Genomic DNA, 26,994 nt, shown 5'->3' on the forward strand with positions numbered 1-26,994 from the left:
TCGCCATGTTTAACAAAATCTTAGTTGTCTGTGTGGGGAACATTTGCCGTTCTCCGACGGCAGAGCGCTTGTTAAGGCAATTTCATCCGGCGTTGACGGTGTCTTCCGCTGGTCTCGGCGCGCTGGTAGGCAAGGGCGCCGATCCGTGCGCCATCAGTGTGGCGCAGGCACATAACTTGTCGCTGGAAAATCATTGTGCACGGCAAATCTCGGGACGGATGTGTCGGGAGTATGACCTGATCCTGACCATGGAAAAACGCCATATTACGGCGTTGTGTGAAATGGTGCCGGAGATGCGCGGCAAAGTAATGCTGTTTGGCCATTGGGACAGCGAACGCGAAATACCTGACCCGTATCGTAAAAGCCGTGATGCGTTTGATGCGGTGTATGCACTACTTGAGCGGTCTGCCCACCAATGGGCCCAGGCACTGAATGCGGAGCAGGGAAAACAATGACAGAAAAAGAAAAACAGTCTGCCACGTCGGCAACAGGCAGCGATGAAATCGATATCGGACGTCTGGTGGGGACCGTAGTCGAAGCACGCTGGTGGGTACTGGGCATAACCGCTGCATTTGCGCTATGTGCGGCGCTCTACACCCTGTTTGCCACGCCGATCTACAGTGCCGATGCGCTGGTACAAATAGAGCAAAACACCGGCAGTTCGTTAGTTCAGGATATTGGCTCGGCGTTATCCAACAAGCCACCTGCTTCTGAAGCAGAAATTCAGCTTATTCAGTCACGGCGGGTATTGGGCAAAACGGTAGACGATCTTAATCTGGATATTTCCGTCACTAAAGATTCATTTCCTCTTTTTGGTGCCGGCTGGGACCGTCTGATGGGCCGCCAGAATGAAACGGTCAATGTAACGACTTTCGCCTTGCCAACGTCAATGAATGAACAGACCTTCACGTTGAACGTACTGAACGACAAAAGTTATCAACTGGCGAGTGACGGCGGCTTTAGCGCTCGTGGCCAGGTTGGGCAGTTACTGAACCATGACGGTGTAACGATGCTGGTTGAGGCGATTCATGCCAGTCCGGGTAGCGAATTTACCGTCAGTAAGTTCTCCACGCTTGGCACGATCAACAATCTGCAAAATAACCTGATGGTGACGGAAACAGGTAAAGATACCGGGGTGTTGAGTCTGACCTTCACGGGGGAAGATCGTGAACAAATCCGCCAGATCCTTGACAGTATTACCCGCAACTATCTGCAACAGAACGTGGAGCGTAAATCTGAAGAGGCCGCTAAAAGCCTGGCATTTCTGGCAAAACAATTACCGGAGGTGCGCAACCGTCTGGACGTTGCCGAAAACAAACTGAATGCATTTCGTCAGGATAAAGACTCCGTCGATTTACCGCTGGAGGCCAAAGCGGTGCTGGACTCGATGGTAAATATTGATGCTCAGTTAAATGAACTGACCTTTAAAGAAGCTGAAATCTCCAAACTGTTCACCAAAGCGCACCCGGCGTATCGCACGTTGCTGGAAAAACGCCAGGCGCTGGAAGATGAAAAAAACAAGCTTAACGGGCGCGTGACGGCGATGCCGAAAACGCAGCAGGAAATTGTCCGCCTGACGCGTGACGTGGAGTCCGGCCAGCAGGTCTATATGCAACTGCTGAATAAACAGCAGGAGCTGAAGATCACGGAGGCCAGTACGGTTGGCGATGTGCGCATTGTCGATCCTGCCATTGCCCAGCCTGGTGTCCTGAAACCGAAAACGGCGCTGATTATTCTCGGCAGTATCCTACTTGGTTTGATGCTTTCAGTGGTTGGCGTGCTGCTACGGTCGCTGTTCAATCGCGGTATTGAAAGCCCGCAGGTGCTTGAAGAGCACGGCATCAGCGTGTATGCCAGCATTCCCCTGTCAGAATGGCAAAAAGCGCGTGATAACGTTCAGACCATCAAAGGTGTGAAACGCTACAAGCAAAGTCAGTTACTGGCTGTGGGGAATCCGACCGATCTCGCGATAGAAGCGGTGCGCAGCCTGCGTACCAGCCTGCACTTCGCCATGATGCAATCACGTAATAATGTGCTGATGCTTACCGGGGTCAGCCCGTCGATCGGCAAAACATTTGTCTGTGCCAACCTGGCTGCGGTTATCAGTCAGACCGACAAGCGCGTACTGCTGATCGACTGTGATATGCGTAAAGGCTATACCCATGAGCTGCTCGGGACCAATAACGTCAACGGTCTGTCTGAGATCCTTAGCGGCAAGGGTGACATTCCCTCCTGCGCAAAACCAACTTCAATTGCACATTTTGACCTGGTCCCTCGCGGGCAGGTTCCCCCTAATCCTTCAGAACTGCTGATGAGCGAGCGCTTTGGCGAGTTGATGACCTGGGCCAGTGCGAACTATGACCTGGTGCTGATCGATACGCCGCCAATACTGGCCGTGACCGATGCGGCTATCGTTGGTCGCCACGTCGGAACCACGCTGATGGTGGCGCGTTACGCGGTCAATACGCTGAAAGAGGTGGAAACCAGTCTGAGTCGTTTCGGGCAAAACGGAATTCAGGTGAAAGGGGTGATCCTCAACTCCATTTTCCGGCGCGCCAGCGGGTATCAGGATTACGGTTACTACGAATACGAATACACGTCGGATTCGAAATAGATAACTAACAGCAACGCATATCGAATGTAGGCCTGATAAGCGTAGCGCCATCTGGCAACTTTATCTGGGACAAAAAAATGACGACAGACAACCCGCTAATTTCTATTTATATGCCCACCTGGAACCGCCAGCAGTTGGCTATCCGGGCGATTAAATCGGTGCTGCGCCAGGACTATAGTCACTGGGAAATGATCATTGTCGATGATTGCTCTGCCGAGTATGAGCAGCTGCAACAGTTTGTTGAGGCGTTAAACGATCCACGCGTGAGCTATACGCATAACGAGATGAACTCCGGCGCGTGCGCAGTACGCAATCAGGCCATCATGCAGGCCAGTGGGCAGTACATTACGGGGATTGATGATGACGATGAGTGGACGCCGAATCGCCTGAGCTCATTCCTTCAGTCTCGTCATCAACTGGTAACGCATGCTTTTCTATACGCTGATGATTATGTCTGTGAAGGTGAGGTTTATTCACAGCCAGCCAGTCTGCCGCTGTATCCAAAATCGATGTACTCACGTCGCCGATTTTATAAACGCAATATCATTGGTAATCAGGTCTTTAGCTGGGCCTGGCGTTTCAAAGCATGCCTGTTTGATACGACGTTAAAAGCCGCGCAGGATTACGACATTTTTCTGCGCATGGTCGTGGCCTACGGTAAACCCTGGAAGGTGAAAGAGGCGACGCAGATCCTGCATGTGAATCACGGCGAGATGCGTATTACCTCATCCCCACATAAGTTCTCCGGTTACTTCCAGTTCTATCGCAAACACAAAGGTAAATTTGACCGGGCGAGTAAAAAATATCAGCTGTTTACTCTTTATCAGATCCGTAACAAGCGGATGAACTGGCGCACATTGCTGACGTTGCTTTCCATCCGTAACGGCAAACGCCTGGCTGACGGTCTGCGAGGACGTTAAGTATGCTGAGTCAACATGTGAGAGCAAAGGTAATGCAATGAATATTCTGCAATTTAATGTTCGGCTTGCCGAAGGCGGGGCGGCCGGGGTCGCGCTGGATTTACACCTGCGCGCGCTGGAAAAAGGGTGGGTGTCGCGGTTTGTATACGGTTATGGCAAAGGAGGCAAGAGAAGCGCCAGTCACGGAAATTATCCGCACGTGATTAAACATGCGCCGCGTTTGACGTCGGCGGCGAATATTGCCCTGTTTCGCCTCGCAAATCGCGATCTGTTTGGCAACCTCGACAGTATGTATCGCACAATCATCCGCACCGCGGGCCCGCTGGTTCTGCATTTCCATGTGCTGCACAGTTACTGGCTGAACCTCGAAGAGGTAGTGGCGTTTTGCCAAAAGGTGAAGGCACATAAGCCCGATATCACCTTTGTGTGGACGCTGCACGATCACTGGAGTGTTACCGGACGCTGCGCCTTTACCGATGGCTGCGAAGGCTGGAAAACGGGCTGCCAGAAATGTCCAACGTTAAGCAACTATCCCCCGGTTAACGTTGATAAAGCGCATCAGCAGCTGCCCGGGAAACGTCAAATGTTTCGTACGATGCTGGCGCTTGGCTGCCAGTTTATCTCGCCCAGTCAACATGTGGCGGAAGCATTTAACAGCCTGTACGGTGCCGGGTGTTGTCACATCATCAATAACGGTATCGATGTGGCGACGGAAGCGATTCTTGCTGACTTGCCGGTTCAGCATGAGCCGCTGGGCAGACCGAAAATTGCCGTGGTGGCCCATGATTTGCGCTATGACGGCAAAACAAGCCAGCAACTGGTCCAGGCGCTTATCGCGCTCGGTGACAAAATAGAGCTGCATACCTTCGGTAAGTTTTCCCCGTTTGCCGGAGCAAACGTCATCAACCATGGGTTTGAAAGTGACAAACGAACCTTGATGGGGGCGCTAAATCAGATGGATGGGCTGGTGTTCAGTTCGCGGGTTGATAACTATCCGCTAATCTTGTGCGAAGCGCTTTCTATCGGTGTACCGGTTATCGCCACGCACAGTGAGGCGGCACAGGAAGTGCTGGCAAAATCAGGCGGCAAAACATTCAGTGAAGCGGATGTTCTGCATCTGGTACAACTGAAAAAATCAGAAATTGCACAGGCGGTATTTGACACCTCGCTGGCTACCTTTAGCCAGCAGAGCCGGACAGCATACAGCGGACAACAGATGCTGGAGGAATATGTCTCGTACTATCAGGGTCTGTAGCTATCTGGTGTTGCCGCTGCTTTATCTGCTGGTTAACGTCAAGCTTGCGCAACTGGGTGAAAGTTTCCCTGTCACCGTTGTCACTTTCTTACCACTGTTGCTACTGCTGTTTGTTGACCGTATCAATATTAAAAAGCTGTTGATTGCGTTGGGAGTGGGTGGGGGGCTGGCGGTGTTTAACTACCTGTTTGGCCAATCGCTGGATGCCAGCAAGTATGTAACATCTGCCATGTTGTTTATCTATACCGTGATCATTATTGGCATGGTGTGGAGTATTCGCTTTAAAACCATTTCGCCACATAACTATCCTAAAATTTTGCGTTTATTCTGGCTGGTGGTGGGGTTAGTGGTCGGTGTGGCTGCCATTGAAATGGCACAGATCATTCTCAGCGGTGGCAGCAGTATAATGGAAGCTATTTCGAAATATCTTATTTACAGCAATAGCTATGTGCTGAACTTTATTAAATTTGGTGGGAAGCGTACCACCGCACTCTATTTTGAGCCTGCATTTTTCGCTCTGGCGTTAATCTCAATTTGGCTCAGCATCAAACAGTTTGGTATCAAAATGCCCAAGACCGATGCTATGATTCTGGCAGGGGTGATATTGTCAGGATCGTTTTCAGGGGTGATGACATTTATTTTGTTTTACCTGCTGGAGTGGGCGTTTCAGTATCTGAATAAGGATGCGATAAAAAAGAAGTTACCCTTGGCAATTATTTCGCTGAGTGTGTTTATGGTGGGCGTGATATTTGCCTTCCCCTACATCACGACGCGTCTTGGTGATTTAGGTACTGAAGGCTCTTCATCTTATTATCGCATAGTAGGACCGTTGGTCATGGTTGGCTATTCATTACTGAATGTCGATGGTGTAGTGAGATTTGGCTCACTTTATGAATATGTTGCATCATTCGGAATCTTTAACGGTGCAGATGTAGGTAAAACGATAGACAATGGTTTGTATTTGTTAATTATCTATTTTTCGTGGTTCGCCGTAATATTATCCCTGTGGTACATGGGAAAAGTAACGAAAATGATGATGAATGCGTTTGGTGATAATCAGAATTATCGGGTGCAGCTTTATCTTTTTACACCGTTGTCGCTGTTTTTCACCGGTTCAGTATTTAGTCCGGAATATGCGTTTTTAATTGTATGTCCGTTTATTTTGCGCAAGGCGCTGAATATCGCGAGGTAATTTACATGCTGCTGAGTATTATCACCGTCGCTTTTCGCAATCTGGACGGGATCGTCAAAACCCATGCGTCACTGGCGCATCTTGCGCAGGCGAGCGATATCAACTTTGAGTGGATTGTTATCGATGGGGGGTCAACAGACGGTACTCCGGCGTTCCTGGAAAATCTCAATGGAGAGCACCAGTTACGTTTTGTCAGCGAGCCTGATAACGGTCTCTACGATGCAATGAACAAAGGTATCGCTATGGCGCGCGGGCGCTTTGCACTCTTTCTCAACTCTGGAGATATTCTGCATGCCGATTCTGCACATTTTATCCGCCAGTTAAAAACGCAGAGTGATAAAGCGATGGTGATTGGCGATGCTTTGCTGGATTTTGGTAATGGTAAAAAAATGACGCGCCGGGCTAAACCGGGTTGGTATATCTACCACAGTTTGCCAGCCAGTCATCAGGCAATATTTTTTCCGCTGACGGGGCTGCAAACCTGGCATTATGATTTGCAATATAAAATATCATCGGATTATGCGCTGGCAGCAAAATTATACAAGTCCGGGTTCGCGTTTAAAAAACTGACTGGTTTAGTGTCGGAGTTTTCCATGGGCGGCGTATCGACTACGAATAATCTGGAATTGTGTCGGGATGCCAAAAGAGTCCAACGTCAAATATTGCGTATGCCCGGTTTTTGGGCTGAATTTTCTGAATATATACGTCTGCGTACAACCGGTAAGACAAAACACTTATATGGTAAAACGTAAGGTCACACTATGCAGGATTTAAACGGCTTCGCGGTGCCGAAAGGTTTTCGCGGCGGTGGTGCAATTAAAGTGCAATTATGGTGGGCGGTACAAGCAACATTATTTCACTGGTCACCACAGGTGATGTACCGCTGGCGTGTTTTTTTATTAAGGATATTTGGCGCAAAAATAGGAAAAAACGTAGTTATTCGGCCTTCAGTAAAAATTACTTATCCGTGGAAATTAACACTGGGTGATTACGCCTGGGTAGGGGATGACGCGGTTTTATATACGCTGGGTAATATTACGATTGGGGCTCATACGGTTATTTCGCAGAAAAGCTATTTATGCACCGGAAGTCATGATTATGCCAGCCAACACTTTGATATTAGTGCCACGCCAATTGTGATTGGCGAGAAATGCTGGCTGGCGACAGATGTTTTTGTCGCGCCTGGCGTGACGATAGGCGACGGCACCGTCGTGGGTGCACGTAGCAGCGTTTTTAAATCGTTGCCGGCCAATGCCATATGTCGGGGTAACCCCGCAGTAGTTACGCGTAAACGCGTCGAGAACGTTACTCCCTGAAGGGAAATTTTAAGAGGTAATAACATGTCAAAAGTTGCTCTCATTACTGGCGTAACCGGGCAGGATGGTTCTTACCTGGCAGAGTTTCTGCTGGAAAAAGGTTATGAAGTTCATGGTATTAAGCGCCGGGCCTCGTCATTTAATACCGAACGGGTAGACCATATTTACCAGGATCCACATGCGGGTAATCCCAAATTCCATCTGCATTATGGTGATTTGACGGACTCCTCTAATCTGACCCGCATTTTGAAAGAGATTCAGCCGGATGAAGTCTATAACCTGGGCGCAATGAGCCACGTGGCGGTGTCGTTTGATTCGCCAGAATATACTGCTGATGTTGATGGGATCGGCACGCTGCGTTTGCTGGAAGCGATTCGCTTCCTGGGTCTGGAAAAGAAAACCCGTTTCTATCAGGCCTCCACCTCTGAACTGTACGGTCTGGTTCAGGAGATCCCACAGAAAGAAACGACGCCGTTCTATCCGCGATCGCCCTATGCTGTCGCCAAACTGTATGCCTACTGGATCACCGTCAATTACCGTGAATCTTATGGCATATATGCCTGTAACGGCATTCTGTTTAACCATGAATCTCCGCGTCGTGGCGAAACCTTCGTCACACGCAAAATTACCCGTGCAATTGCCAACATCGCCCAGGGGCTGGAGTCCTGTCTGTACCTCGGCAATATGGATTCGTTGCGTGACTGGGGACATGCCAAAGACTACGTCAGGATGCAGTGGATGATGCTGCAGCAGGAACAGCCGGAAGATTTCGTGATCGCCACTGGCGTGCAGTATTCCGTCCGTCAGTTTGTGGAAATGGCTGCTGCCCAACTCGGTATTAAGCTGCGCTTTGAAGGTGAGGGCGTGAATGAAAAAGGCATTGTGGTTTCGGTGACTGGGCATGATGCGCCAGGGGTGAAACCGGGGGATGTGATGATCGCCGTCGACCCGCGCTATTTCCGTCCTGCAGAGGTTGAAACGCTGTTGGGCGATCCGACAAAGGCACACGAAAAACTGGGCTGGAAACCGGAGATCACATTGCGCCAGATGGTTTCTGAAATGGTTGCTCACGATCTGGAAGCAGCGAAGAAACATTCACTGCTGAAGTCCCATGGTTACGATGTTGTTATTGCACTGGAGAGCTAATGATGATGAAGAAGAAACGTGTTTATATTGCGGGACATCGGGGAATGGTGGGCTCTGCTATTTACCGACAACTTGCACAACGTGAAGATGTCGAGTTAATCATCCGTAACCGTGAACAGCTCAATTTATTAGACACAACGGCGGTTAATGATTTTTTTACCAGTGAAAATATTGACCAGGTTTATCTTGCCGCGGCAAAAGTTGGCGGGATTATGGCTAATAATAATTATCCATCTGATTTCATTTATGAAAACATGATGATGGAAAGTAATATCCTTCATGCGGCTCATAATTCAAATGTCGGGAAGTTATTATTTTTAGGCTCATCATGTATTTATCCTAAGTTTGCGCAGCAACCAATCAAAGAGAGCGAGTTGTTGCAGGGATCACTGGAGCCGACAAATGAGCCCTATGCCATCGCTAAAATTGCAGGAATAAAACTGTGTGAGTCCTATAACCGGCAGCATCGCCGGGATTACCGTTCAGTGATGCCGACGAACCTGTATGGACCTAACGACAATTTCCATAAAGATAATTCCCATGTGATCCCTGCGCTATTGCGTCGTTTTCATGAAGCCACCCAACGGGATGACAAGTATGTTGAGGTTTGGGGTAGTGGAAAACCCATGCGTGAATTTTTGCATGTCGATGATATGGCGGCAGCAAGCATCCATGTGATGGAGTTAGACAATGAGGTTTGGCAGGAAAATACAGAGCCAATGCTTTCTCATGTCAATGTAGGCACGGGTGAAGATTGCACTATTCGTGAACTATCCGACGCCATTGCAAAAGTTGTTGGTTTTCGCGGTGATATTATTTTTGATGCTTCTAAACCTGATGGGACACCACGAAAACTGCTCGATGTCAGTCGCCTGAGAAGACTCGGTTGGCATCATGAAATAGGACTTGAACAGGGGTTGGTTAATACTTATCGCTGGTTCCTTGATAATCAGCAGCGGTATCGGGGTGAGTAATGTTTCTCAATAATGAAGACTTCGCTAATGCGGTGCGCACGACGCCGCTGATCTCTCTGGATTTTATCATTGAGAATGAGTTTGGGGAGTTTTTAGTTGGGAAAAGAACTAACAGGCCTGCTCAAGGATATTGGTTTGTGCCCGGCGGCAGAGTATTAAAAGATGAAACGCTGGAACAAGCATTTATGCGTTTAACGGAAGAAGAATTAGGTCAGCAGTTTCCCATAACACACGGTCAGTTTTTTGGTGTCTGGCAGCACTTTTATGAGGACAATTTTTCTGGTTCTTCATTTTCAACGCATTATGTGGTGCTGGGTTTTCGACTGAAGATTAATACCAGTACATCAATGTTGCCGTCAAAACAGCATGATACCTGGCGTTGGGCTAAAACAGATGAGCTGATTGCCGATGGGAATGTGCATAAGAATACGCAGGCATATTTCTACCCGGCGATGAAAGATCGGGTGCCCGGGATATGAGAATTCTGGTTTATGGCATCAATTACTCTCCCGAATTGACCGGAATTGGTAAATACACGGGAGAGATGGTGGAGTGGATGGCGAGCCAGGGGCATGAGGTTCGGGTGGTCACGGCACCCCCTTATTATCCGCAGTGGCAAGTCGGCGAACCTTATTCTTCCTGGCGCTATCGTCGGGAAGTTGGTATCACCACTGTCTGGCGCTGTCCATTATATGTACCAACTCAACCTTCAACGTTAAAGCGGTTGTTACATTTGGGCAGTTTTGCCCTGAGCAGTCTTTTTCCCCTATTGGCTCAGTATCGGTGGAAGCCTGAATACATTATCGGCGTGATACCCACGCTATTCTGTACACCAGGGATGCGTTTGCTGGCAAAACTGTCTGGCTCTCGCACCGTGCTGCATATTCAGGATTATGAAGTTGATGCGATGTTGGGGCTGGGATTGGCGGCAACCGGAAATTCCACAATGATTGCGCGAATAGCCAAAGCATTTGAGCGTAGCAGTTTGTTGAATGTGGATAATGTTTCCACGATCTCCCGCTCTATGATGCAAAAAGCGCAGGAGAAAGGCGTTGCTGCAGAAAAACTTATCTTTTTCCCGAACTGGTCCGAAGTGGAAAGATTTAGCAAGGTGGATAGTGCTGATATAGAGCAAATTCGTCAGCAGTTTGATTTGCCAACCGATAAAAAAATTATTCTGTATTCCGGCAATATTGGTGAGAAACAAGGCGTTGAAAATATCGTTGAGGCTGCAAGCCAGACTCAGGATAAACCATGGATATACGTTATTGTGGGTCAGGGAGGGGGGAAATCCAGGATGGAACAAATGGTCAAGGAACGAGCCCTAACGAATGTTAAGTTCTATCCCTTGCAACCATACGAAATGTTGCCAGCGTTATTAAGGTTGGCAGATTGCCATTTAGTCATCCAAAGACGTGGCGCTGCAGATGCGGTCCTTCCTTCTAAGTTAACGAACATATTGGCGGTCGGGGGAAATTCCGTGATTACAGCAGAGATCCACACCGAACTGGGGCAGCTTTGCCAGAAACATCCCGGTATTGCTATCTGTATTGAGCCAGAATCAGTTGAGATGCTTGTGGCCGGAATTACAGATGCAATCACTATGCCTGAATACAATATGATTGCACGTTCCTATGCAGAGTCTGCACTTGAAAAAGATAATGTCTTAAATCAATTTATTAATCATTTGAAGGGTTGACTTATGAGTCAGAATAACATTCATCCGGTAATTATTGCAGGTGGGTCCGGTAGCCGTTTGTGGCCATTATCCAGAACATTATATCCAAAGCAGTTCTTGTGTCTGGATGGGAAAAATACAATGTTGCAATCGACAATTTGTCGCCTTGATGGATTGGATTGTTCACCACCGCTGGTAATATGTAATGAAAAGCATCGATTTATTGTTGCTGAACAATTGCAAGAAATCGATAAGCTAACGGGGAATATTATTCTTGAGCCACAAGCCAGGAATACCGCACCAGCAATCGCGCTGGCAGCAATCGCAGCATGTAACAATAATTCCGATCATAACCCGTTGTTGCTGGTCCTGGCAGCTGATCATATTATCGAAGAAAATAAATTCTTCCACGATGCAGTGACCTCAGCCATTCCGTTAGCCGAAAATGGCAAGCTGGTAACATTTGGTATCGTCCCGGATGCACCGGAAACAGGGTACGGTTATATTCGACGCGGTGAAGTCAGTAGTACCCAGATTCAAGTTGATTCTGTTGCTTTCAATGTTGATGCTTTTGTGGAAAAACCTGACCTTGAAACAGCCGAAAAATATATTTCTGCTGGTGAATATTACTGGAATAGCGGTATGTTTTTATTCCAGGCCCGACGCTATCTTGAAGAGCTTGAAAAATATCGCCCGGATATTCTACAGGCCTGCTTGTTAGCGATGGATAACGCTGAACTGGACAATGATTTTATCCGTGTCAGTCGGGACGATTTCCAGGCTTGCCCAGAGGAATCGATCGACTATGCCGTGATGGAGAAAACCACGGATGCCGTAGTCCTGCCGATGAACGTTGGCTGGAGCGATGTGGGGTCATGGTCATCACTTTGGGAAATCAGCGATCGTAACGACGAGGGCAATGTTTATCATGGCGATGTCATTGACCATAATACAGAGAACAGTTATGTCTACGCCGAGTCGGGATTGGTAGCAACCGTCGGCGTAAAAGATCTGATTGTCGTCCAAACTAAAGATGCAGTATTAATCGCAAATAAAACGGATGTACAAGATGTAAAAAAAATCGTTGCGCAAATTCAGGCGGATGGTCGCTCGGAACATCATATTCACCGTGAGGTTTTTAGACCCTGGGGAAAATATGATTCTATTGATGAAGGTGATCGTTATCAGGTTAAAAGGATAACCGTAAAACCCGGGCAGGGCTTTGCATTACGTATGCACCATCATCGCGCTGAACACTGGATTATTGTTGCGGGAACGGCAAAGGTCACGATCTGTGATGAGGTCCAATTATTAAGTGAAAATCAATCAGTGTATATTCCTCAGGGTACTATTCATTGTCTTGAAAACCCAGGAAAGGTTCCGCTGGAGATGATTGAAGTTCGTTCAGGAGTCTACCTTGAAGAAGATGATATTGTAAGATTTGGCACACATCATGAGCATATATAGAAATCTATTATTCATTTCTGTTAACTGACTCTCTGCGAACTTTTATGAAATAAAGATAACAGAATCTGGACTTTGTTACTTATTTATTTAGGCAATCAGGCCCGAGCTAACTGTTGCCTGAAGAAGGAGATAACATGAGCCAAATAATCCGCGTTACTACTTGTGATATTTGTTACGGGTCAGTTGGTGATGTACGCCTGAACGTGCGAACGCGCACTCTCCTGGCATTGCTAAATCAGTAATGCTGGTATTTCCCTTGCCCGATAAGGGCAAGTGGTGACTAACAGGAACCACGATGACACATCTAAAAAAGCGCGAACGAGCCAAAACCAATGCGTCGTTAATATCGATGGTGCAACGCTTTTCAGATATCACCATCATGTTTGGTGGATTATGGATAGTCTGCGAACTGAGCGGTTTGCCTTTCCTGTATATGCACCTGCTGGTCGCGTTAATCACGCTGGTCGTTTTTCAGATGCTGGGCGGGATAACGGATTTTTACCGCTCCTGGCGCGGGGTAAAAATTTCAACTGAGTTGGTGCTGCTGCTGCAAAACTGGACGCTGAGTCTGATTTTTTGCGCGGGTCTGATTACCTTTAATAACGATTTTGATAACCGGTTTGCTCTATGGCTGGCATGGTATCTGCTTTCAAGTATTGGCCTGGTGCTATGCCGTGCGTTTATTCGCTACGGGGCGGGATGGTTGCGAAATCGTGGTTATAACACGCGTCGGGTAGCGGTAGCAGGGGACCTTCCTGCCGGACAGGTGCTGCTGGACAGCTTTCGCCATGAGCCGTGGTTGGGGTTTGAGGTCGCGGGTGTTTATCACGACCCCATACCGGGGAAAAACGCCCGGGATTGGGCGGGAAATCTGCAGCAACTTGTGGATGATGCCAAAGCTTCACGCATTCATAACGTCTATATCGCTATGTCGATGAGCGATGGAGCGCGGGTAAAAAAACTGGTACGCGAACTGGCTGATACCACCTGTTCAGTGCTCCTGATTCCTGATGTCTTTACCTTCAATATTCTGCACTCGCGGATTGAAGAAATGAACGGTGTTCCTGTGGTACCGCTGTATGACACACCGCTTTCAGGCATTAATCGTCTGCTGAAGCGCGCGGAGGATATTGTGCTGGCATCGCTAATCCTGCTGCTTATTTCTCCTGTGCTATGCGCCATTGCGCTGATGGTAAAGCTGACCTCAAAGGGGCCGGTAATTTTTCGTCAGACCCGTTATGGGATGGACGGGAAACCGATCAAAGTCTGGAAGTTTCGTTCCATGAAGGTAATGGAAAACGATACGGTGGTTACCCAGGCCACGCAGAACGATCCGCGAGTGACTCGCGTGGGTAACTTCCTGCGGCGGACGTCTCTGGATGAATTACCACAGTTTATAAATGTGCTGACAGGCGGGATGTCTATTGTCGGGCCGCGTCCACATGCGGTGGCGCATAACGAACAGTATCGCCAGTTGATAGAAGGGTACATGTTGCGCCATAAGGTGAAGCCAGGCATTACCGGCTGGGCGCAAATCAACGGCTGGCGTGGTGAAACCGATACGCTGGAAAAAATGGAAAAACGCGTAGAGTTTGACCTCGAATACATTCGCGAATGGAGCGTGTGGTTCGATATTAAAATCGTTTTTCTGACGGTGTTTAAAGGCTTCGTCAATAAAGCGGCATATTAATATGAGTTTACGAGAAAAAACTCTCAACGGTGCCAAATGGTCAGCCATTGCTACGGTAATCATCATCGGTCTGGGGCTCATTCAGATGACGGTGATGGCACGGATTATTGATAATCATCAGTTCGGGTTATTAACCGTGTCGCTGGTGATTATAGCGCTGGCCGATACGCTGTCTGATTTTGGCATCGCCAACTCGATTATTCAGCGCAAAGAGATAGGTTATCTTGAACTAACCACCTTGTACTGGTTAAACGTTGGGCTGGGGATAGTCGTATGTATTGCTATGTTTGCGCTCAGCGAAACAATTGCCAATGCACTTAATAACCCTGAGCTGGTGCCACTGATTAAAACCTTAGCGCTGGCGTTTGTGGTGATCCCGCATGGGCAGCAGTTCCGTGCGCTGATGCAAAAAGAACTGGCCTTCAACAAAATTGGCATGATTGAAACCAGTTCAGTACTGGCCGGTTTTACTTTTACCGTGGTTAGCGCGCATTTTTGGCCGATCGCTATGACTGCCATTGTTGGGTATCTGGTGAATAGTACGCTACGTACACTGCTATTTGGCTATTTTGGTCGCAAAATATATCGACCAGGGCTATGTTTTTCACTTTCATCCGTGTCGCAAAATCTGCGCTTTGGGGCGTGGCTGACGGCGGACAGCATTATCAATTATGTGAATACCAACCTTTCGACGCTGGTGCTGGCCAGAACCCTGGGTGCTGGCGTGGCAGGAGGCTTCAATCTTGCCTGGAACGTGGCAGTTGTACCGCCAATCAAACTGAATCCGATAATTACCCGAGTACTGTTTCCTGCGTTTGCCAAAATTCAGGACGATACCGAAAAACTACGGGTCAATTTTTACAAGCTGTTATCTGTTGTCGGCATTATCAATTTCCCGGCCCTACTGGGACTGATGGTGGTATCAAATAACGTCGTACCGCTGGTGTTTGGCGAAAAGTGGAACAGTATTGTTCCGGTGCTGCAACTGCTGTGCATTGTGGGTCTGCTGCGCTCAGTCGGTAATCCGATAGGCTCACTGCTGATGGCCAAAGCACGGGTTGATATCAGCTTCAAATTCAATATTTTCAAAACCTTTTTGTTTATCCCCGCCATCCTGGTTGGCGGAAATATGGCGGGTGTGATTGGCGTCACGCTGGGCTTTTTACTGGTACAGGTCATAAACACCATCCTGAGCTATTTCGTGATGATCAAACCGGTACTGGGACCGAGCTATCGGCAGTACATGCTCAGCCTGTGGCTACCGTTCTATCTCTCTTTACCCACGCTGGTGGTGAGCTACGCGCTGGGAATGACATTGCAAAATAAATTGCCGTTAAGTGCGTTGCTGAGCCTACAGATAACCGCTGGCGCGCTGGTGTTTGTCGTGATGATTGTGCTGTCGCGTCATCCGCTGGTGGTGGAAATCAAACGCCAGTTCTGCCGTGGTGAAAAAATGAAAGCCTTGTTCCGCGCAGGGTGAATTGCGTTTGTTGTCGTCCGGAGACGGGAAAACCGTCATCCGCACTGATTTTAAGAGGTCATGATGAAATTACTGATTCTGGGCAACCACACCTGCGGTAATCGCGGGGACAGCGCCATTTTGCGCGGTTTGCTGGATGCCATTAATACGCTCCAGCCAGAGACTGAAGTGGATGTGATGAGCCGCTACCCGGTGAGTTCCTCCTGGTTACTAAACCGACCGGTGATGGGCGATCCACTGTATTCACAGATGAAGCAGCATAACAATGCTGCAGGCGTTATGGGCCGCGTAAAGAAAGTGCTGCGTCGTCGCTATCAGCATCAGGTGCTGCTCTCGCGCGTCACCGATTCCGGGAATCTGCGCAATATCGCTATCGCTCAGGGGTTTACTGACTTTGTCCGCTTGTTGTCGCGTTATGACGCCATTATCCAGGTTGGCGGATCGTTTTTTGTCGATCTGTATGGCGTGACGCAGTTTGAACATGCCTTGTGTTCGTTTATGGCTAAAAAACCGCTGTACATGATTGGTCACAGCGTAGGGCCATTTCAGGATGCACAGTTCAATCAGTTGGCGAACTACGTTTTTGGGCACTGCAATGCGTTAATTTTACGTGAATCGGTCAGCCTGGAACTGATGAAACGCAGTGAAATAACGACAGAGAAAGTCGAGTCGGGTGTGGATACCGCCTGGCTGGTAGACAACCATCACGATGACTTTGACCCGGGTTATGCCGTACAGCACTGGCTACAAACGGCTGCAAAGCAGAAGACTGTCGCCATTACATTACGTGAACTGGCGCCGTTTGATAAGCGTCTTGGAACCACACAACAGGCCTATGAGCAAGCCTTTGCCGGCGTGGTTAATCGGATCCTTGATGAAGGTTACCAGGTGATGGCGCTCTCAACCTGTACCGGTATTGATAGTTACAACAAAGATGATCGCATGGTTGCACTGAACCTGCGTCAGTACGTTAACGATCCGGCCCGTTATCACGTGGTCATGGATGAACTAAACGATCTCGAAATGGGAAAAATATTAGGCGCATGTGACCTGACGGTGGGCACACGCCTGCACTCTGCCATTATCTCGATGAACTTTATGACGCCGGCGATAGCCATTAATTATGAGCACAAATCGGCGGGAATTATGCAGCAACTGGGGTTAGCGGAAATGGCGGTTGATATCCGCCATCTGCTGGATGGTAGTCTTGAAGGCAAGGTTGCCGATAACCTGGGACGGCTCGCTGAACTTAACGTCAGGGTGGCGGAGGCGGTTAAGCGTGAACGTGAACACGGTAGGCGTATGGTGCAATCGGTATTAACGCGTATTCAGGAGGGGAAATGAAAGTCAGCTTTTTCCTGCTTAAATTTCCGCTGTCCTCTGAAACCTTTGTGCTGAATCAGATCACCGCGTTTATCGATATGGGGCATGATGTTGAAATTATCGCGTTATATCAGGGCGATCTTGATAACACCCATGCATCCTATATTGACTACCGCCTGGGCGAAAAAACACGATGGTTATTGAAAGAACCGGCTGGCAGGTTGGCAAAGCTGAAATATCGCACTACGACGATTTTACAAGGCATCACCCGAACAGCGACCTGGAAAGCGCTCAATGTTCCACGCTATGGCGATGAGGCGCGTAATCTGATTTTAGCGTCCATCTGTGCGCTAACCCCACGAGCATTCCAGGCCGATGTCTTTATTGCGCACTTTGGATCCGCTGGCGTAACGGCGGCCAAACTACGTGAACTCGGCGTGCTCCGCGGCAAAATAGCCACTGTCTTCCATGGTATTGACGTTTCACATCGGGACATCCTTTCCCGCTATACCCCCGAATATCAGAAGCTGTTTCAGCGCGGTGATTTGATGTTGCCCATCAGCAATCTCTGGGCCGGACGTTTGCGGAATATGGGATGCCCACCGCATAAAATAGCGGTATCGCGTATGGGGATTGATATGACGCGTTTTACACCCCGTGAGGTGAAAGCGCCGGGCACGCCGCTAGAAATTCTCTCCGTTGCACGGTTAACCGAGAAAAAAGGGCTGCATGTCGCTATCGAAGCGTGCCGCCAGTTGAAAGAGCGGGGTATCTCATTTCGTTATCGCATTCTGGGAATTGGCCCTTGGGAGCGTCGATTACGTACGCTTATCGAGCAATATCAACTGGATGACGTGATTGAAATGTCAGGATTTAAACCCAGCCATCAGGTCAAAGAGATGCTTGAGCAGGCGGATGTCTTCCTGTTGCCCTCCGTCACGGGAATTGATGGTGACATGGAAGGGATCCCGGTGGCGTTGATGGAGGCCATGGCCGTAGGGATACCGGTCGTCTCTACTGTGCACAGTGGGATCCCTGAGCTGGTGGAATCTGGAAGGTCCGGTTGGCTGACACCAGAGAATGATGCTCAGGCCCTGGCGGAGCGATTAGCGACGGTCAGCGTGCTAGACAGTGAGCAAGTGAAGCCGGTGGTGGCGTGCGCCCGCGAAAAAATAGCCGCTGAATTTAACCAGCTTGCGATCAACAAACAGCTAGCCAGTCTGCTGCAAACGATGTAAATCGAGGTTGTATGCCAGAGAAAAAACTCTCCCGACGTACTTTTCTGACGGCAGGCTCTGCGCTTGTCGTACTGCATTCTCCCGTTGCCCGGGCGCTTGAATCACCGGGCAGCGTCAACATTCAGGATTACAATCCACAGGATTGGGTGGCTTCCTTCAGGCAGGCGTTTTCAGAGGCGCAAACCGTTGTCGTGCCTGCTGGTCTGGAGTGCAGGAATATCAATACCGCGATCGGGATCCCGCCTGGTAAAACGTTGCATCTGCAAGGCGGGGTCAGTAGCAGCAGTCGTGGGCGCTTTATTCTGCAGGATGGCTGTCGCGTGACAGGGGAGCAGGGGGGGCGCTTGCGAAATATTACCCTTGATGTTCGGGGATCCGACTGTGTGATAAAAGGCATAGCCATGAGCGGTTTCGCCCCTGTGGCACAAATTTATATCGGGGGGAAAACGCCGCGAGCGATGCGTAACCTCACCATTGACGACATTACCGTCGCTGATGCGAATTACGGGATCCTGCGACAGGGGTTTCATAACCAGATGGATGGGGTACGGATAACCAACAGCCGCTTTAGTGATTTACAGGGTGACGCCATCGAGTGGAATGTCGCGATAAACGACAGTGACATCGTGATTTCAGACCATGTTATAGAACGCATCAATTGTACGAACGGAAATGTTAACTGGGGTATCGGTATTGGGCTGGCAGGTAGTACATACGACAACACCTATCCAGACGAACTGGCGGTGAAAAGATTTGTGGTAGCCAATATAACGGGCTCGGATTGTCGGCAGTTAGTCCATGTCGAGAACGGCAAACATTTTATCATTCGTAATATTACCGCGCGAAATATCACCCCGAATTTCAGCAAGAAAGCGGGTATCGACAATGCTACAGTCGCTATTTATGGATGTGATAATTTCGTTATCGATAATATCAATATGAAAAATAGCGCAGGGATGTTGATTGGGTACGGTGTGATCAAAGGACGATATTTGTCCATCCCACAAAACTTTAAGTTAAATAATATTCAACTGGATAACACACATCTCGATTATAAATTACGTGGTATTCAGATTTCCTCAGGTAATGCAACTTCATTTGTGGCCATTACCAACGTGGAGATGAAGCGCGCGACGCTGGAGCTGCACAACAAACCTCAGCATCTTTTCTTGCGAAATATCAAGGTGATGCAGAAATCTACCATCGGGCCAGCGCTGAAAATGCACTTTGATCTGCGCAAAGATGTACGCGGTAAGTTTATGGCCAAACAGGAGACCTTGCTCTCGCTGAACAACATTCATGCAGTTAATGAAGCTGGGCAAAGCTCGGTTGATATTGACAACGTAAACCACCAGGTTGTGAATGTCACGGCAGTGAATTTTCGACTACCGGGCCGGTAATTTTACGACCATTCCTGGCTAAAAATCTACCCGGCTAAGATTATGATTACTGCATTCTGCCGATAAGCGGCGTAACATGCGTCCTAACTGAGCAATGTAATTCATACTGGCTAAAACAAGCTAAAAAGCTATAATTCAGCAACTATTGAATAGGTGAATGACTTAATGATTAATTTGAAAGCAGTTATTCCGGTAGCGGGCCTCGGGATGCACATGTTGCCTGCCACAAAGGCCATTCCAAAAGAAATGCTACCGATCGTTGATAAGCCGATGATTCAATACATTGTCGACGAGATTGTAGCTGCAGGTATCAAAGAAATCGTTCTGGTAACACATGCGTCTAAGAACGCGGTTGAGAACCACTTCGACACCTCTTATGAACTTGAATCGCTGCTTGAACAGCGTGTTAAACGCCAGTTACTGGCCGAAGTGCAGTCCATCTGCCCTCCCGGTGTGACTATCATGAACGTCCGTCAGGCACAATTACTCGGCCTGGGCCACTCTATTCTTTGTGCACGCCCGATAATAGGGGACAACCCTTTTGTGGTGGTCTTACCTGACGTCGTTCTGGATACGGCGAGTGCGGATCCGCTGCGCTACAACCTGGCCGCAATGGTGGCCCGCTTTAATGAGACCGGGCGTAGTCAGGTGCTGGCAAAACGTATGGCTGGCGATCTTTCCGAGTATTCCGTTATTCAGACCAAAGAGCCTTTAGACAACGAAGGTAAGGTCAGCCGCATCGTTGAATTCATTGAAAAACCCGACCAGCCGCAAACCCTTGATTCGGACCTGATGGCCGTAGGGCGCTATGTGCTTTCTGCTGATATTTGGGCAGAAATTGAGCGTACGCAACCTGGTGCGTGGGGGCGTATTCAGCTTACGGATGCTATCGCTGAACTGGCGAAAAAACAGTCTGTTGATGCCATGTTGATGACCGGCGATAGCTACGATTGTGGTAAGAAAATGGGCTACATGCAGGCATTTGTGAAGTACGGACTGCGCAACCTGAAAGAAGGGCCGAAGTTCAGGGATCAAATTTTAAAACTGCTGAGCTAGTGCCATTGCTACCCTCGTTGCCTGTGATTTGAACCGAGTATCGTAGCAGTATATGTAAAGAGTCATGATTTGTCTGATACCCGCAGAATGCTGCTATAAATGTTTTTTTATAAATTTCAAATACTAAAAAAGGTAGATCGGTAAGAAATTACCGGTCCGCCGTAGGACATTTTTCTTGTCTACACAGTGAATAAATAAGAGAATATTCGGTTGAGATATCCCTTATTCGTTGAGGGTTATCAGCAATTTGTTTGCCCAACATAAAATGAGCAGTGCCCTGGTAGCTGTAGAGCCAGTGCGGTAGCGTGCCCATTTGTCATTGAGCGACGATGAAACTTTTTCGTTGGTTTAGTATAACGCATTGATATTTAAGGACCCAAGATGTTACTTCCTGTGATAATGGCCGGTGGTACCGGTAGTCGTTTATGGCCGATGTCGCGCGAGCTCTACCCAAAACAGTTTCTTCGTTTGTATGGACAGCGTTCAATGCTGCAAGAAACAGTGCTCCGTCTGGATGATGTCGATGCACGGGAACCGGTAGTCATTTGCAATCAGGAACACAGATTTCTTGTTGCTGAGCAACTAAGACAAATTAACAAGCTCTCGCATAATATCATTCTTGAACCCGTTGGCCGCAATACTGCGCCAGCAATAGCGCTGGCAGCATTAAGCGCAATAGAGAATGGCGATGACCCAATTCTTCTGGTATTAGCCGCAGATCACATCATTAACAATAAACCGGCATTTCACCAGGCGGTAAAGTCAGCATTTAAATTTGCCATGCAGGGGCGCCTTGTCACATTTGGGATTGTACCAACCGGTGCAGAAACAGGTTATGGCTATATTCACCGCGGTAAGGAAGAAGTTCTTGGTGAGAATATCGCTTACCAGGTTAGCCGTTTCGTGGAGAAACCGAACAAAGAAACCGCGGAAAGTTATTTAGCGTCTGGTGAATATTACTGGAACAGCGGAATGTTCATGTTCCGGGCCAAGAAATATCTTGAAGAACTGGAAAAATTCAGACCCGATATTCTTGAGTCCTGCAAGGCGGCAATCCGCGGTTGCAAAGATAGCGATGAGTTTATCAAGATTGATCGCGATCTGTTTATCGCTTGTCCGGATGAGTCTGTTGACTACGCGGTCATGGAGAAAACGACAGACGCTGTCGTCGTTGGGCTTGATGCAGACTGGAGTGACGTGGGTTCCTGGTCGGCACTATGGGAAGTGAGCCCTAAAGATAAAAAAGGTAATGTCCTGACGGGTGATACCTTCATGCACAACGCAAATAACTGCTATATCAACACTGATGAAAAATTGGTTGCCGCTATCGGTGTCGATAATCTGGTGATCATTAATACAAAAGATGCCGTACTGGTCGTTGATAAAGATCAGGTGCAGGATGTTAAGAAAGTTGTTGAGTATCTTAAAGCTAATCATCGCAGTGAATATAAGCGTCACCGGGAAATATACCGTCCGTGGGGGCGATGCGATGTGGTGGTACAGACCGAGCGTTTTAATGTAAATCGGATCACCGTTAAACCGGGGGCAGCATTTTCGATGCAGATGCATCATCACCGGACCGAACACTGGGTTGTGCTTTCAGGCACGGGTGAAGTAACGATTAAAGATCAAAAATTCCTGCTGACTGAAAACCAATCAACCTTTATTCCCATCGGAGCACAACATCGACTGGAAAACCCAGGCAAGATTCCATTGGAACTGCTTGAGATCCAATCCGGCTCCTATTTAGGGGATGATGACATTATTCGTATTAAAGACCAGTATGGTCGTTGCTAATTTTGAAGGTATAAAGATCTATGTCTAAGCTGACTTGTTTTAAAGCCTATGATATTCGTGGAAAATTAGGCGAAGAATTAAATGAAGATATTGCGTATCGCATTGGTCGCGCATACGGTGAATTCCTCAAGCCTAAAACAATCGTGGTGGGCGGTGACGTACGCTTAACCAGCGAGAGCCTGAAACTGGCATTAGCGAATGGCCTAATGGATGCGGGTACCGATATCCTAGATATTGGTTTAAGCGGGACAGAAGAGATCTATTTTGCAACCTTCCATCTTGGTGTAGATGGCGGCATCGAAGTTACCGCCAGTCATAATCCGATGGATTATAACGGAATGAAACTGGTTCGCGAAAATGCGAAACCTATCAGTGGTGACACAGGACTACGCGATGTGCAGCGTTTAGCCGAAGAAAATAATTTCGCGCCTGTTGATGCCCAACTGCGCGGAAGCTACAAGAAGATTTCTATCCTTGATGCTTATGTCGATCACTTAATGGGCTACATTGATTTCGCGAACTTCACTCGTCCAATGAAGCTTGTGGTTAACTCTGGCAATGGTGCCGCTGGTCACGTCATTGATGCGATTGAAAAACGTTTCGTTGCTGCTAGTGTCCCCGTTTCATTTATTAAAGTTCATCACCAGCCGGATGGCACTTTCCCTAATGGGATCCCTAATCCTCTGTTACCAGAATGTCGCAAAGATACTGCCGATGCTGTTAAAGAACATGGCGCAGATTTAGGGATCGCATTTGACGGCGATTTTGACCGTTGCTTCCTGTTTGATGGGGAAGGGCAGTTTATCGAAGGTTATTACATTGTAGGTCTGTTAGCCGAAGCATTCTTACAAAAAGAACCAGGCGCGAAGATCATCCATGACCCGCGACTGACCTGGAATACCATCGATATTGTGACTAAAGCTGGCGGCATTCCTGTGATGTCTAAAACGGGCCACGCCTTCATCAAAGAGCGTATGCGTAAGGAAGATGCGATCTACGGCGGAGAGATGAGTGCTCATCACTACTTCCGTGATTTTGCATATTGCGATAGTGGGATGATTCCGTGGTTACTTGTTTCTGAGATGCTGTGTGTGAAGAAACTATCTCTTACCGATTTAGTTAGACAACGCATGCAGGCTTTTCCTGCTTCCGGTGAAATTAACCGTAAACTTGAAAATGCTAATACTGCGATTCAACGTATTTCCGATATATATAAGTCAGAAGCACTAAATATTGACCATACTGATGGCATTAGCATTGAATATGATGATTGGCGTTTCAACCTTCGTTCGTCAAATACTGAGCCTGTTGTAAGATTAAATGTAGAGTCAAAAAATAATATTGCATTAATGCAAATGAAAACAGATGAAATTTTAGCGTTAATGGCAGAAAAATAAATGAAAGATTTGCTGCTGATTATATATAAATATCGTTGGTTTATACTTGGAAGCGTTAAGCGAGAATTCCAGGTAAAGTATAGAACAAGTATGCTAGGTGCTATGTGGCTGATATTGCAGCCACTAGCTATGATATTGGTATATACACTGGTATTTTCCCAGGTTATGAAAACCAGGTTGCCTGGTACTGGGGGAGTATATATGTATAGTATATATTTATGTATTGGTATAATTACATGGGGATTGTTCGCTGAGATCGTAACTCGTTGTACGAATATATTTATTGAAAGCGCAGCTCTTTTAAAGAAACTTAATTTTCCAAGGATTTGCTTGCCAATAATAGTAACATTCTCAGCAATAATTAATTTTGTTATTATTTACACATTATTTGTTTTGTTTTTACTATTTACAGGAAATCTTCATCCTCTGAATATAATTCAAATAATACCTCTTTTAGTGGTTCAAATTATATTTTCAGTAGGGCTTGGTATGGTTCTTGGTATTCTTAATGTATTCTTCAGGGATATCGGTCAGTTTGTTGGCATCTTATTACAATTTTGGTTTTGGTTCACACCGATAGTATATGTGCTTGATGCACTACCGGAAAAAGCACGGGAAATATTAAGCTATAATCCATTAGCAATTCTTGTTGAAAATTATCAACGCATTTATATTCACCAGCAGCCAATAGATTGGATGAGTATTTTACCTGTTTTGATATCAGGTGGAGTATTATGCGTATTGGGACTTTCATTGTTTAGAAAACACGCATCTGATATGGTGGATGAATTATAATGGCAAAGATTGTAGTGCAAAATGTGAGTAAAGCCTATAAGGTTTACCGCACCAGATTTAGTCGCTTGCTTGAATGGTTTTCACCAACAAATGCTATTCGACATGATAAAAAATGGATATTAAAAGGCATTAACTTCGTCGTGCAGCCTGGTGAGGCTGTTGGTATTATTGGCATCAATGGCGCAGGCAAAAGCACACTTCTCAAGCTCATTACTGGTACGATAAAACCGACGACTGGTAAGATCGAACTTACTGGTAGGGTTGCTGCATTACTTGAGTTAGGTATGGGATTCCATCCTGATTTCACCGGCCGACAAAATGTTTACATGTCAGGGCAACTATTAGGACTCAGTAATGAAGATATCGAGCGTTTGATGCCTGAAATCGAAGAATTTGCAGAGATTGGTGATTATATCGATCAACCAGTAAGGGTGTACTCTAGTGGTATGCAAATGAGGCTGGCATTTAGCGTAGCAACTGCTGTTAGACCAGATATTTTGATTATTGATGAAGCGTTGTCAGTGGGGGATTCTTATTTTCAGCATAAGAGCTTCGATAGAATCCGTCAGTTCAGGACTGAGGGGACGACGTTGTTAATTGTTTCGCATGATAAACTGGCAATACAGTCTATATGCGATAAAGCCATTCTCTTAAATGCTGGTGAGATTGAAATTCAAGGAGATCCAGAAACGGTAATGGATTACTACAATGCCATGTTATCGGAGAAGTCAACATCGGCAAAAAATATCAAACAAGAAGTCGAAAATGGAATAACAAAAACCATATCTGGAACCGGCGAAGCTAAGATTGAAAGTGTTTCTTTGTTGAATAAAGAAGGCAAAGAGGCTGAGATTTTAGGTGTGGGTGAAAAAGTAACATTAGATATATCTGTAACCATACATAAGGATATTAAAGAGTTAGTTCTGGGTTATATGATTAAAGATAGATTAGGGCAACCTGTGTATGGAACTAACACTTATCACAATAATAAGCAGTTGAAAAACCTTCAGGCGGGACAAAAATTTAAATACCGTTTTGACTTTGATCTAAATATAGGGGAAGGCAGTTATTCTGTTGCGATAGCATTACATGATAAAGACACACATATAGGTAATAACTACGAATGGAGGGACCTGGCATTAGTATTTAATGTAATTAACTTTAGTCAAAGTCCATTTGTTGGGGTTGCGTGGTTACCACCCGAGGTACAGGTAGATGAAAGATAGCTTCTATAGTTCGTTCGAAGGGATGCATCGAGGTGATAGGGAAGATATTAAAAATCGCTTGCGCGTTTATCTTCCCTTTATTAAGCCCTTCTCAGTAACATCAAGAGATCCTGTGCTGTTGGATCTTGGATGCGGTAGAGGCGAATGGTTGGAACTTGTCACTGACGTGGGGTTTACTGCCAAAGGGGCTGATTTAGATGAGGGCATGCTGTCATACTGTACTGACCTTGGCCTTGATGTTGTTCAAGATGATGCAATTAGCTTTCTAAAGCAATTTCAGGATAATTCTGTCGATGTTGTCTCCTCGTTCCATGTTGTAGAACATATCGGGTTTGATAATGTTAAATTACTTATCCACGAGTCACTACGCGTACTTAAGCCTGGTGGGATTCTTATTCTGGAAACACCAAACCCTGAGAATATTGTAGTTGCATCAAGTAGTTTTTATTTAGACCCAACTCATATACAGCCAATTCCAAACCAGCTATTGTCATTTTTAACTGAATATATAGGTTTTGCAAGAACAAAAGTATTAAGACTTCAGGAAAATAAAATACTGTACAGCAAAGAAAATATTGAGCTAATCGATGTCATTGCAGGTGTAAGTCCCGATTATAGTGTCGTTGCACAAAAGAAATCTGATGATTCTGTAATGGCTTATTTTGATGAGGCATTTAATTTAGAATATGGGTTGTCATTTAATGCTCTTGCCAATAAATTTGACTCAGGTTTAAATAATAAATTCCATAAGCTCTCAATCGAAATTGATGCGCTCAAACGAGAACTTAATTTAATTTCAGAAGCATGCAGTATACTTAGAGAAACAAACTCTGAATTGCAATCTCAGATTGTGAGACAAGTTTCAGAAATTACAAGACAAAATTTAGAAATTTCCAGGCAAGGCTCTGAAATTAATGAGATTAGACATTTAATAAGTAGAAGTATTTTTAATAGGATTAAGTCAAAAATAAGGTCGATTAGGCGTTAGAAATACTTCAAAATCAGGTGCGGATCAATGAAAATAATTTTG

General features: G+C 46.8%; 23 protein-coding genes. All 23 read left to right on the forward strand.

The features are described 5' to 3' along the window. The first annotated feature begins 5 nt into the window (after nucleotides 1-5). Nucleotides 6-455 (forward strand): low molecular weight protein-tyrosine-phosphatase Wzb, encoded by a 450-nt coding sequence (gene wzb / locus EHN13_RS14200; RefSeq protein WP_115602254.1) that lies wholly within the window; start codon nucleotides 6-8, stop codon nucleotides 453-455. After that, nucleotides 452-2,614: a tyrosine-protein kinase Wzc gene (gene wzc, locus EHN13_RS14205; RefSeq protein ID WP_124021612.1), complete on the forward strand. Its 2,163-nt coding sequence runs from the start codon at nucleotides 452-454 to the stop codon at nucleotides 2,612-2,614. The genes wzb and wzc overlap by 4 nt, the downstream gene beginning before the upstream one ends. A 77-nt stretch (nucleotides 2,615-2,691) precedes the next feature. Continuing rightward, complete coding sequence (wcaA, locus tag EHN13_RS14210) at nucleotides 2,692-3,534, forward strand: colanic acid biosynthesis glycosyltransferase WcaA (protein WP_005128312.1); 843 nt, start codon at nucleotides 2,692-2,694, stop codon at nucleotides 3,532-3,534. A gap of 37 nt (nucleotides 3,535-3,571) precedes the next feature. Beyond that, the gene (wcaC, locus tag EHN13_RS14215) at nucleotides 3,572-4,789 is read left to right on the forward strand and encodes a colanic acid biosynthesis glycosyltransferase WcaC (RefSeq protein ID WP_048212042.1); all 1,218 of its coding nucleotides are present in this window, start codon (nucleotides 3,572-3,574) and stop codon (nucleotides 4,787-4,789) included. Next, a complete protein-coding gene (gene wcaD / locus EHN13_RS14220) occupies nucleotides 4,764-5,981 on the forward strand; it encodes a colanic acid polymerase WcaD (RefSeq protein WP_124021613.1) in 1,218 nt (405 codons plus the stop codon). The genes wcaC and wcaD overlap by 26 nt, the downstream gene beginning before the upstream one ends. 5 nt (nucleotides 5,982-5,986) lie before the next feature. After that, the gene (wcaE, locus tag EHN13_RS14225) at nucleotides 5,987-6,733 is read left to right on the forward strand and encodes a colanic acid biosynthesis glycosyltransferase WcaE (RefSeq protein WP_124021614.1); all 747 of its coding nucleotides are present in this window, start codon (nucleotides 5,987-5,989) and stop codon (nucleotides 6,731-6,733) included. A gap of 9 nt (nucleotides 6,734-6,742) precedes the next feature. Beyond that, on the forward strand, nucleotides 6,743-7,297 hold the full coding sequence (gene wcaF / locus EHN13_RS14230; RefSeq protein ID WP_061067676.1) for a colanic acid biosynthesis acetyltransferase WcaF: 555 nt from the start codon (nucleotides 6,743-6,745) through the stop codon (nucleotides 7,295-7,297). Between the two features lie 24 nt (nucleotides 7,298-7,321). After that, nucleotides 7,322-8,443 carry a GDP-mannose 4,6-dehydratase gene (gmd, locus tag EHN13_RS14235; RefSeq protein WP_124021615.1) on the forward strand — a complete coding sequence of 374 codons (1,122 nt, stop codon included), beginning with the start codon at nucleotides 7,322-7,324 and terminating at the stop codon, nucleotides 8,441-8,443. Nucleotides 8,444-8,448: 5 nt separating this feature from the next. Beyond that, nucleotides 8,449-9,417 carry a GDP-L-fucose synthase gene (gene fcl, locus EHN13_RS14240; protein ID WP_115602422.1) on the forward strand — a complete coding sequence of 323 codons (969 nt, stop codon included), beginning with the start codon at nucleotides 8,449-8,451 and terminating at the stop codon, nucleotides 9,415-9,417. Continuing rightward, nucleotides 9,417-9,896 (forward strand): GDP-mannose mannosyl hydrolase, encoded by a 480-nt coding sequence (locus EHN13_RS14245; RefSeq protein ID WP_124021616.1) that lies wholly within the window; start codon nucleotides 9,417-9,419, stop codon nucleotides 9,894-9,896. The genes fcl and EHN13_RS14245 overlap by 1 nt, the downstream gene beginning before the upstream one ends. Further along, nucleotides 9,893-11,116 carry a WcaI family glycosyltransferase gene (locus EHN13_RS14250; protein WP_124021617.1) on the forward strand — a complete coding sequence of 408 codons (1,224 nt, stop codon included), beginning with the start codon at nucleotides 9,893-9,895 and terminating at the stop codon, nucleotides 11,114-11,116. Before EHN13_RS14245 ends, EHN13_RS14250 begins: the two co-directional genes overlap by 4 nt. 3 nt (nucleotides 11,117-11,119) lie before the next feature. Beyond that, nucleotides 11,120-12,562, forward strand: a complete 1,443-nt coding sequence (gene cpsB, locus EHN13_RS14255) for a mannose-1-phosphate guanyltransferase (protein ID WP_124021618.1) — start codon at nucleotides 11,120-11,122, stop codon at nucleotides 12,560-12,562. A gap of 295 nt (nucleotides 12,563-12,857) precedes the next feature. Continuing rightward, the gene (gene wcaJ, locus EHN13_RS14260) at nucleotides 12,858-14,252 is read left to right on the forward strand and encodes an undecaprenyl-phosphate glucose phosphotransferase (RefSeq protein ID WP_061067681.1); all 1,395 of its coding nucleotides are present in this window, start codon (nucleotides 12,858-12,860) and stop codon (nucleotides 14,250-14,252) included. Nucleotide 14,253: 1 nt separating this feature from the next. Then, a complete protein-coding gene (locus EHN13_RS14265) occupies nucleotides 14,254-15,732 on the forward strand; it encodes an MOP flippase family protein (protein ID WP_101741474.1) in 1,479 nt (492 codons plus the stop codon). Between the two features lie 63 nt (nucleotides 15,733-15,795). Beyond that, nucleotides 15,796-17,076: a colanic acid biosynthesis pyruvyl transferase WcaK gene (gene wcaK, locus EHN13_RS14270; RefSeq protein ID WP_124021694.1), complete on the forward strand. Its 1,281-nt coding sequence runs from the start codon at nucleotides 15,796-15,798 to the stop codon at nucleotides 17,074-17,076. Then, nucleotides 17,073-18,293, forward strand: a complete 1,221-nt coding sequence (gene wcaL / locus EHN13_RS14275; RefSeq protein WP_124021619.1) for a colanic acid biosynthesis glycosyltransferase WcaL — start codon at nucleotides 17,073-17,075, stop codon at nucleotides 18,291-18,293. Before wcaK ends, wcaL begins: the two co-directional genes overlap by 4 nt. 11 nt (nucleotides 18,294-18,304) lie before the next feature. Further along, nucleotides 18,305-19,693 (forward strand): colanic acid biosynthesis protein WcaM, encoded by a 1,389-nt coding sequence (wcaM, locus tag EHN13_RS14280; protein ID WP_124021620.1) that lies wholly within the window; start codon nucleotides 18,305-18,307, stop codon nucleotides 19,691-19,693. Between the two features lie 165 nt (nucleotides 19,694-19,858). Continuing rightward, nucleotides 19,859-20,749 carry a GalU regulator GalF gene (galF, locus tag EHN13_RS14285; RefSeq protein WP_061067685.1) on the forward strand — a complete coding sequence of 297 codons (891 nt, stop codon included), beginning with the start codon at nucleotides 19,859-19,861 and terminating at the stop codon, nucleotides 20,747-20,749. A 381-nt stretch (nucleotides 20,750-21,130) separates the two neighbouring features. Beyond that, nucleotides 21,131-22,546, forward strand: a complete 1,416-nt coding sequence (locus tag EHN13_RS14290; RefSeq protein WP_061067686.1) for a mannose-1-phosphate guanylyltransferase/mannose-6-phosphate isomerase — start codon at nucleotides 21,131-21,133, stop codon at nucleotides 22,544-22,546. 20 nt (nucleotides 22,547-22,566) lie between these two features. After that, nucleotides 22,567-23,943: a phosphomannomutase CpsG gene (gene cpsG, locus EHN13_RS14295; RefSeq protein WP_101741470.1), complete on the forward strand. Its 1,377-nt coding sequence runs from the start codon at nucleotides 22,567-22,569 to the stop codon at nucleotides 23,941-23,943. Then, a complete protein-coding gene (locus tag EHN13_RS14300) occupies nucleotides 23,944-24,738 on the forward strand; it encodes an ABC transporter permease (RefSeq protein WP_101741469.1) in 795 nt (264 codons plus the stop codon). Further along, nucleotides 24,738-25,964, forward strand: a complete 1,227-nt coding sequence (locus EHN13_RS14305) for an ABC transporter ATP-binding protein (RefSeq protein WP_101741468.1) — start codon at nucleotides 24,738-24,740, stop codon at nucleotides 25,962-25,964. Before EHN13_RS14300 ends, EHN13_RS14305 begins: the two co-directional genes overlap by 1 nt. Then, complete coding sequence (locus tag EHN13_RS14310) at nucleotides 25,954-26,952, forward strand: class I SAM-dependent methyltransferase (protein ID WP_124021621.1); 999 nt, start codon at nucleotides 25,954-25,956, stop codon at nucleotides 26,950-26,952. Before EHN13_RS14305 ends, EHN13_RS14310 begins: the two co-directional genes overlap by 11 nt. Nucleotides 26,953-26,994: the final 42 nt, after the last annotated feature.

The sequence above is a fragment of the Citrobacter youngae genome, assembly GCF_003818115.1.
GTDB lineage: Bacteria > Pseudomonadota > Gammaproteobacteria > Enterobacterales > Enterobacteriaceae > Citrobacter > Citrobacter youngae.

Bases quoted from the DNA above. Each gene is read 5' to 3' on its own strand.
- EHN13_RS14305 (WP_101741468.1), top strand. From the start codon at position 24,738: ATGGCAAAGATTGTAGTGCAAAATGTGAGTAAAGCCTATAAGGTTTAC.
- EHN13_RS14265 (WP_101741474.1), top strand. From the start codon at position 14,254: ATGAGTTTACGAGAAAAAACTCTCAACGGTGCCAAATGGTCAGCCATT.
- fcl (WP_115602422.1), top strand. From the start codon at position 8,449: ATGAAGAAGAAACGTGTTTATATTGCGGGACATCGGGGAATGGTGGGC.
- wcaK (WP_124021694.1), top strand. From the start codon at position 15,796: ATGAAATTACTGATTCTGGGCAACCACACCTGCGGTAATCGCGGGGAC.
- EHN13_RS14300 (WP_101741469.1), top strand. From the start codon at position 23,944: ATGAAAGATTTGCTGCTGATTATATATAAATATCGTTGGTTTATACTT.
- wzc (WP_124021612.1), top strand. From the start codon at position 452: ATGACAGAAAAAGAAAAACAGTCTGCCACGTCGGCAACAGGCAGCGAT.
- wzb (WP_115602254.1), top strand. From the start codon at position 6: ATGTTTAACAAAATCTTAGTTGTCTGTGTGGGGAACATTTGCCGTTCT.
- wcaE (WP_124021614.1), top strand. From the start codon at position 5,987: ATGCTGCTGAGTATTATCACCGTCGCTTTTCGCAATCTGGACGGGATC.
- wcaC (WP_048212042.1), top strand. From the start codon at position 3,572: ATGAATATTCTGCAATTTAATGTTCGGCTTGCCGAAGGCGGGGCGGCC.
- gmd (WP_124021615.1), top strand. From the start codon at position 7,322: ATGTCAAAAGTTGCTCTCATTACTGGCGTAACCGGGCAGGATGGTTCT.
- cpsB (WP_124021618.1), top strand. From the start codon at position 11,120: ATGAGTCAGAATAACATTCATCCGGTAATTATTGCAGGTGGGTCCGGT.
- EHN13_RS14250 (WP_124021617.1), top strand. From the start codon at position 9,893: ATGAGAATTCTGGTTTATGGCATCAATTACTCTCCCGAATTGACCGGA.
- wcaJ (WP_061067681.1), top strand. From the start codon at position 12,858: ATGACACATCTAAAAAAGCGCGAACGAGCCAAAACCAATGCGTCGTTA.
- wcaM (WP_124021620.1), top strand. From the start codon at position 18,305: ATGCCAGAGAAAAAACTCTCCCGACGTACTTTTCTGACGGCAGGCTCT.
- EHN13_RS14245 (WP_124021616.1), top strand. From the start codon at position 9,417: ATGTTTCTCAATAATGAAGACTTCGCTAATGCGGTGCGCACGACGCCG.
- wcaL (WP_124021619.1), top strand. From the start codon at position 17,073: ATGAAAGTCAGCTTTTTCCTGCTTAAATTTCCGCTGTCCTCTGAAACC.
- wcaD (WP_124021613.1), top strand. From the start codon at position 4,764: ATGTCTCGTACTATCAGGGTCTGTAGCTATCTGGTGTTGCCGCTGCTT.
- EHN13_RS14310 (WP_124021621.1), top strand. From the start codon at position 25,954: ATGAAAGATAGCTTCTATAGTTCGTTCGAAGGGATGCATCGAGGTGAT.
- galF (WP_061067685.1), top strand. From the start codon at position 19,859: ATGATTAATTTGAAAGCAGTTATTCCGGTAGCGGGCCTCGGGATGCAC.
- wcaF (WP_061067676.1), top strand. From the start codon at position 6,743: ATGCAGGATTTAAACGGCTTCGCGGTGCCGAAAGGTTTTCGCGGCGGT.
- cpsG (WP_101741470.1), top strand. From the start codon at position 22,567: ATGTCTAAGCTGACTTGTTTTAAAGCCTATGATATTCGTGGAAAATTA.
- EHN13_RS14290 (WP_061067686.1), top strand. From the start codon at position 21,131: ATGTTACTTCCTGTGATAATGGCCGGTGGTACCGGTAGTCGTTTATGG.
- wcaA (WP_005128312.1), top strand. From the start codon at position 2,692: ATGACGACAGACAACCCGCTAATTTCTATTTATATGCCCACCTGGAAC.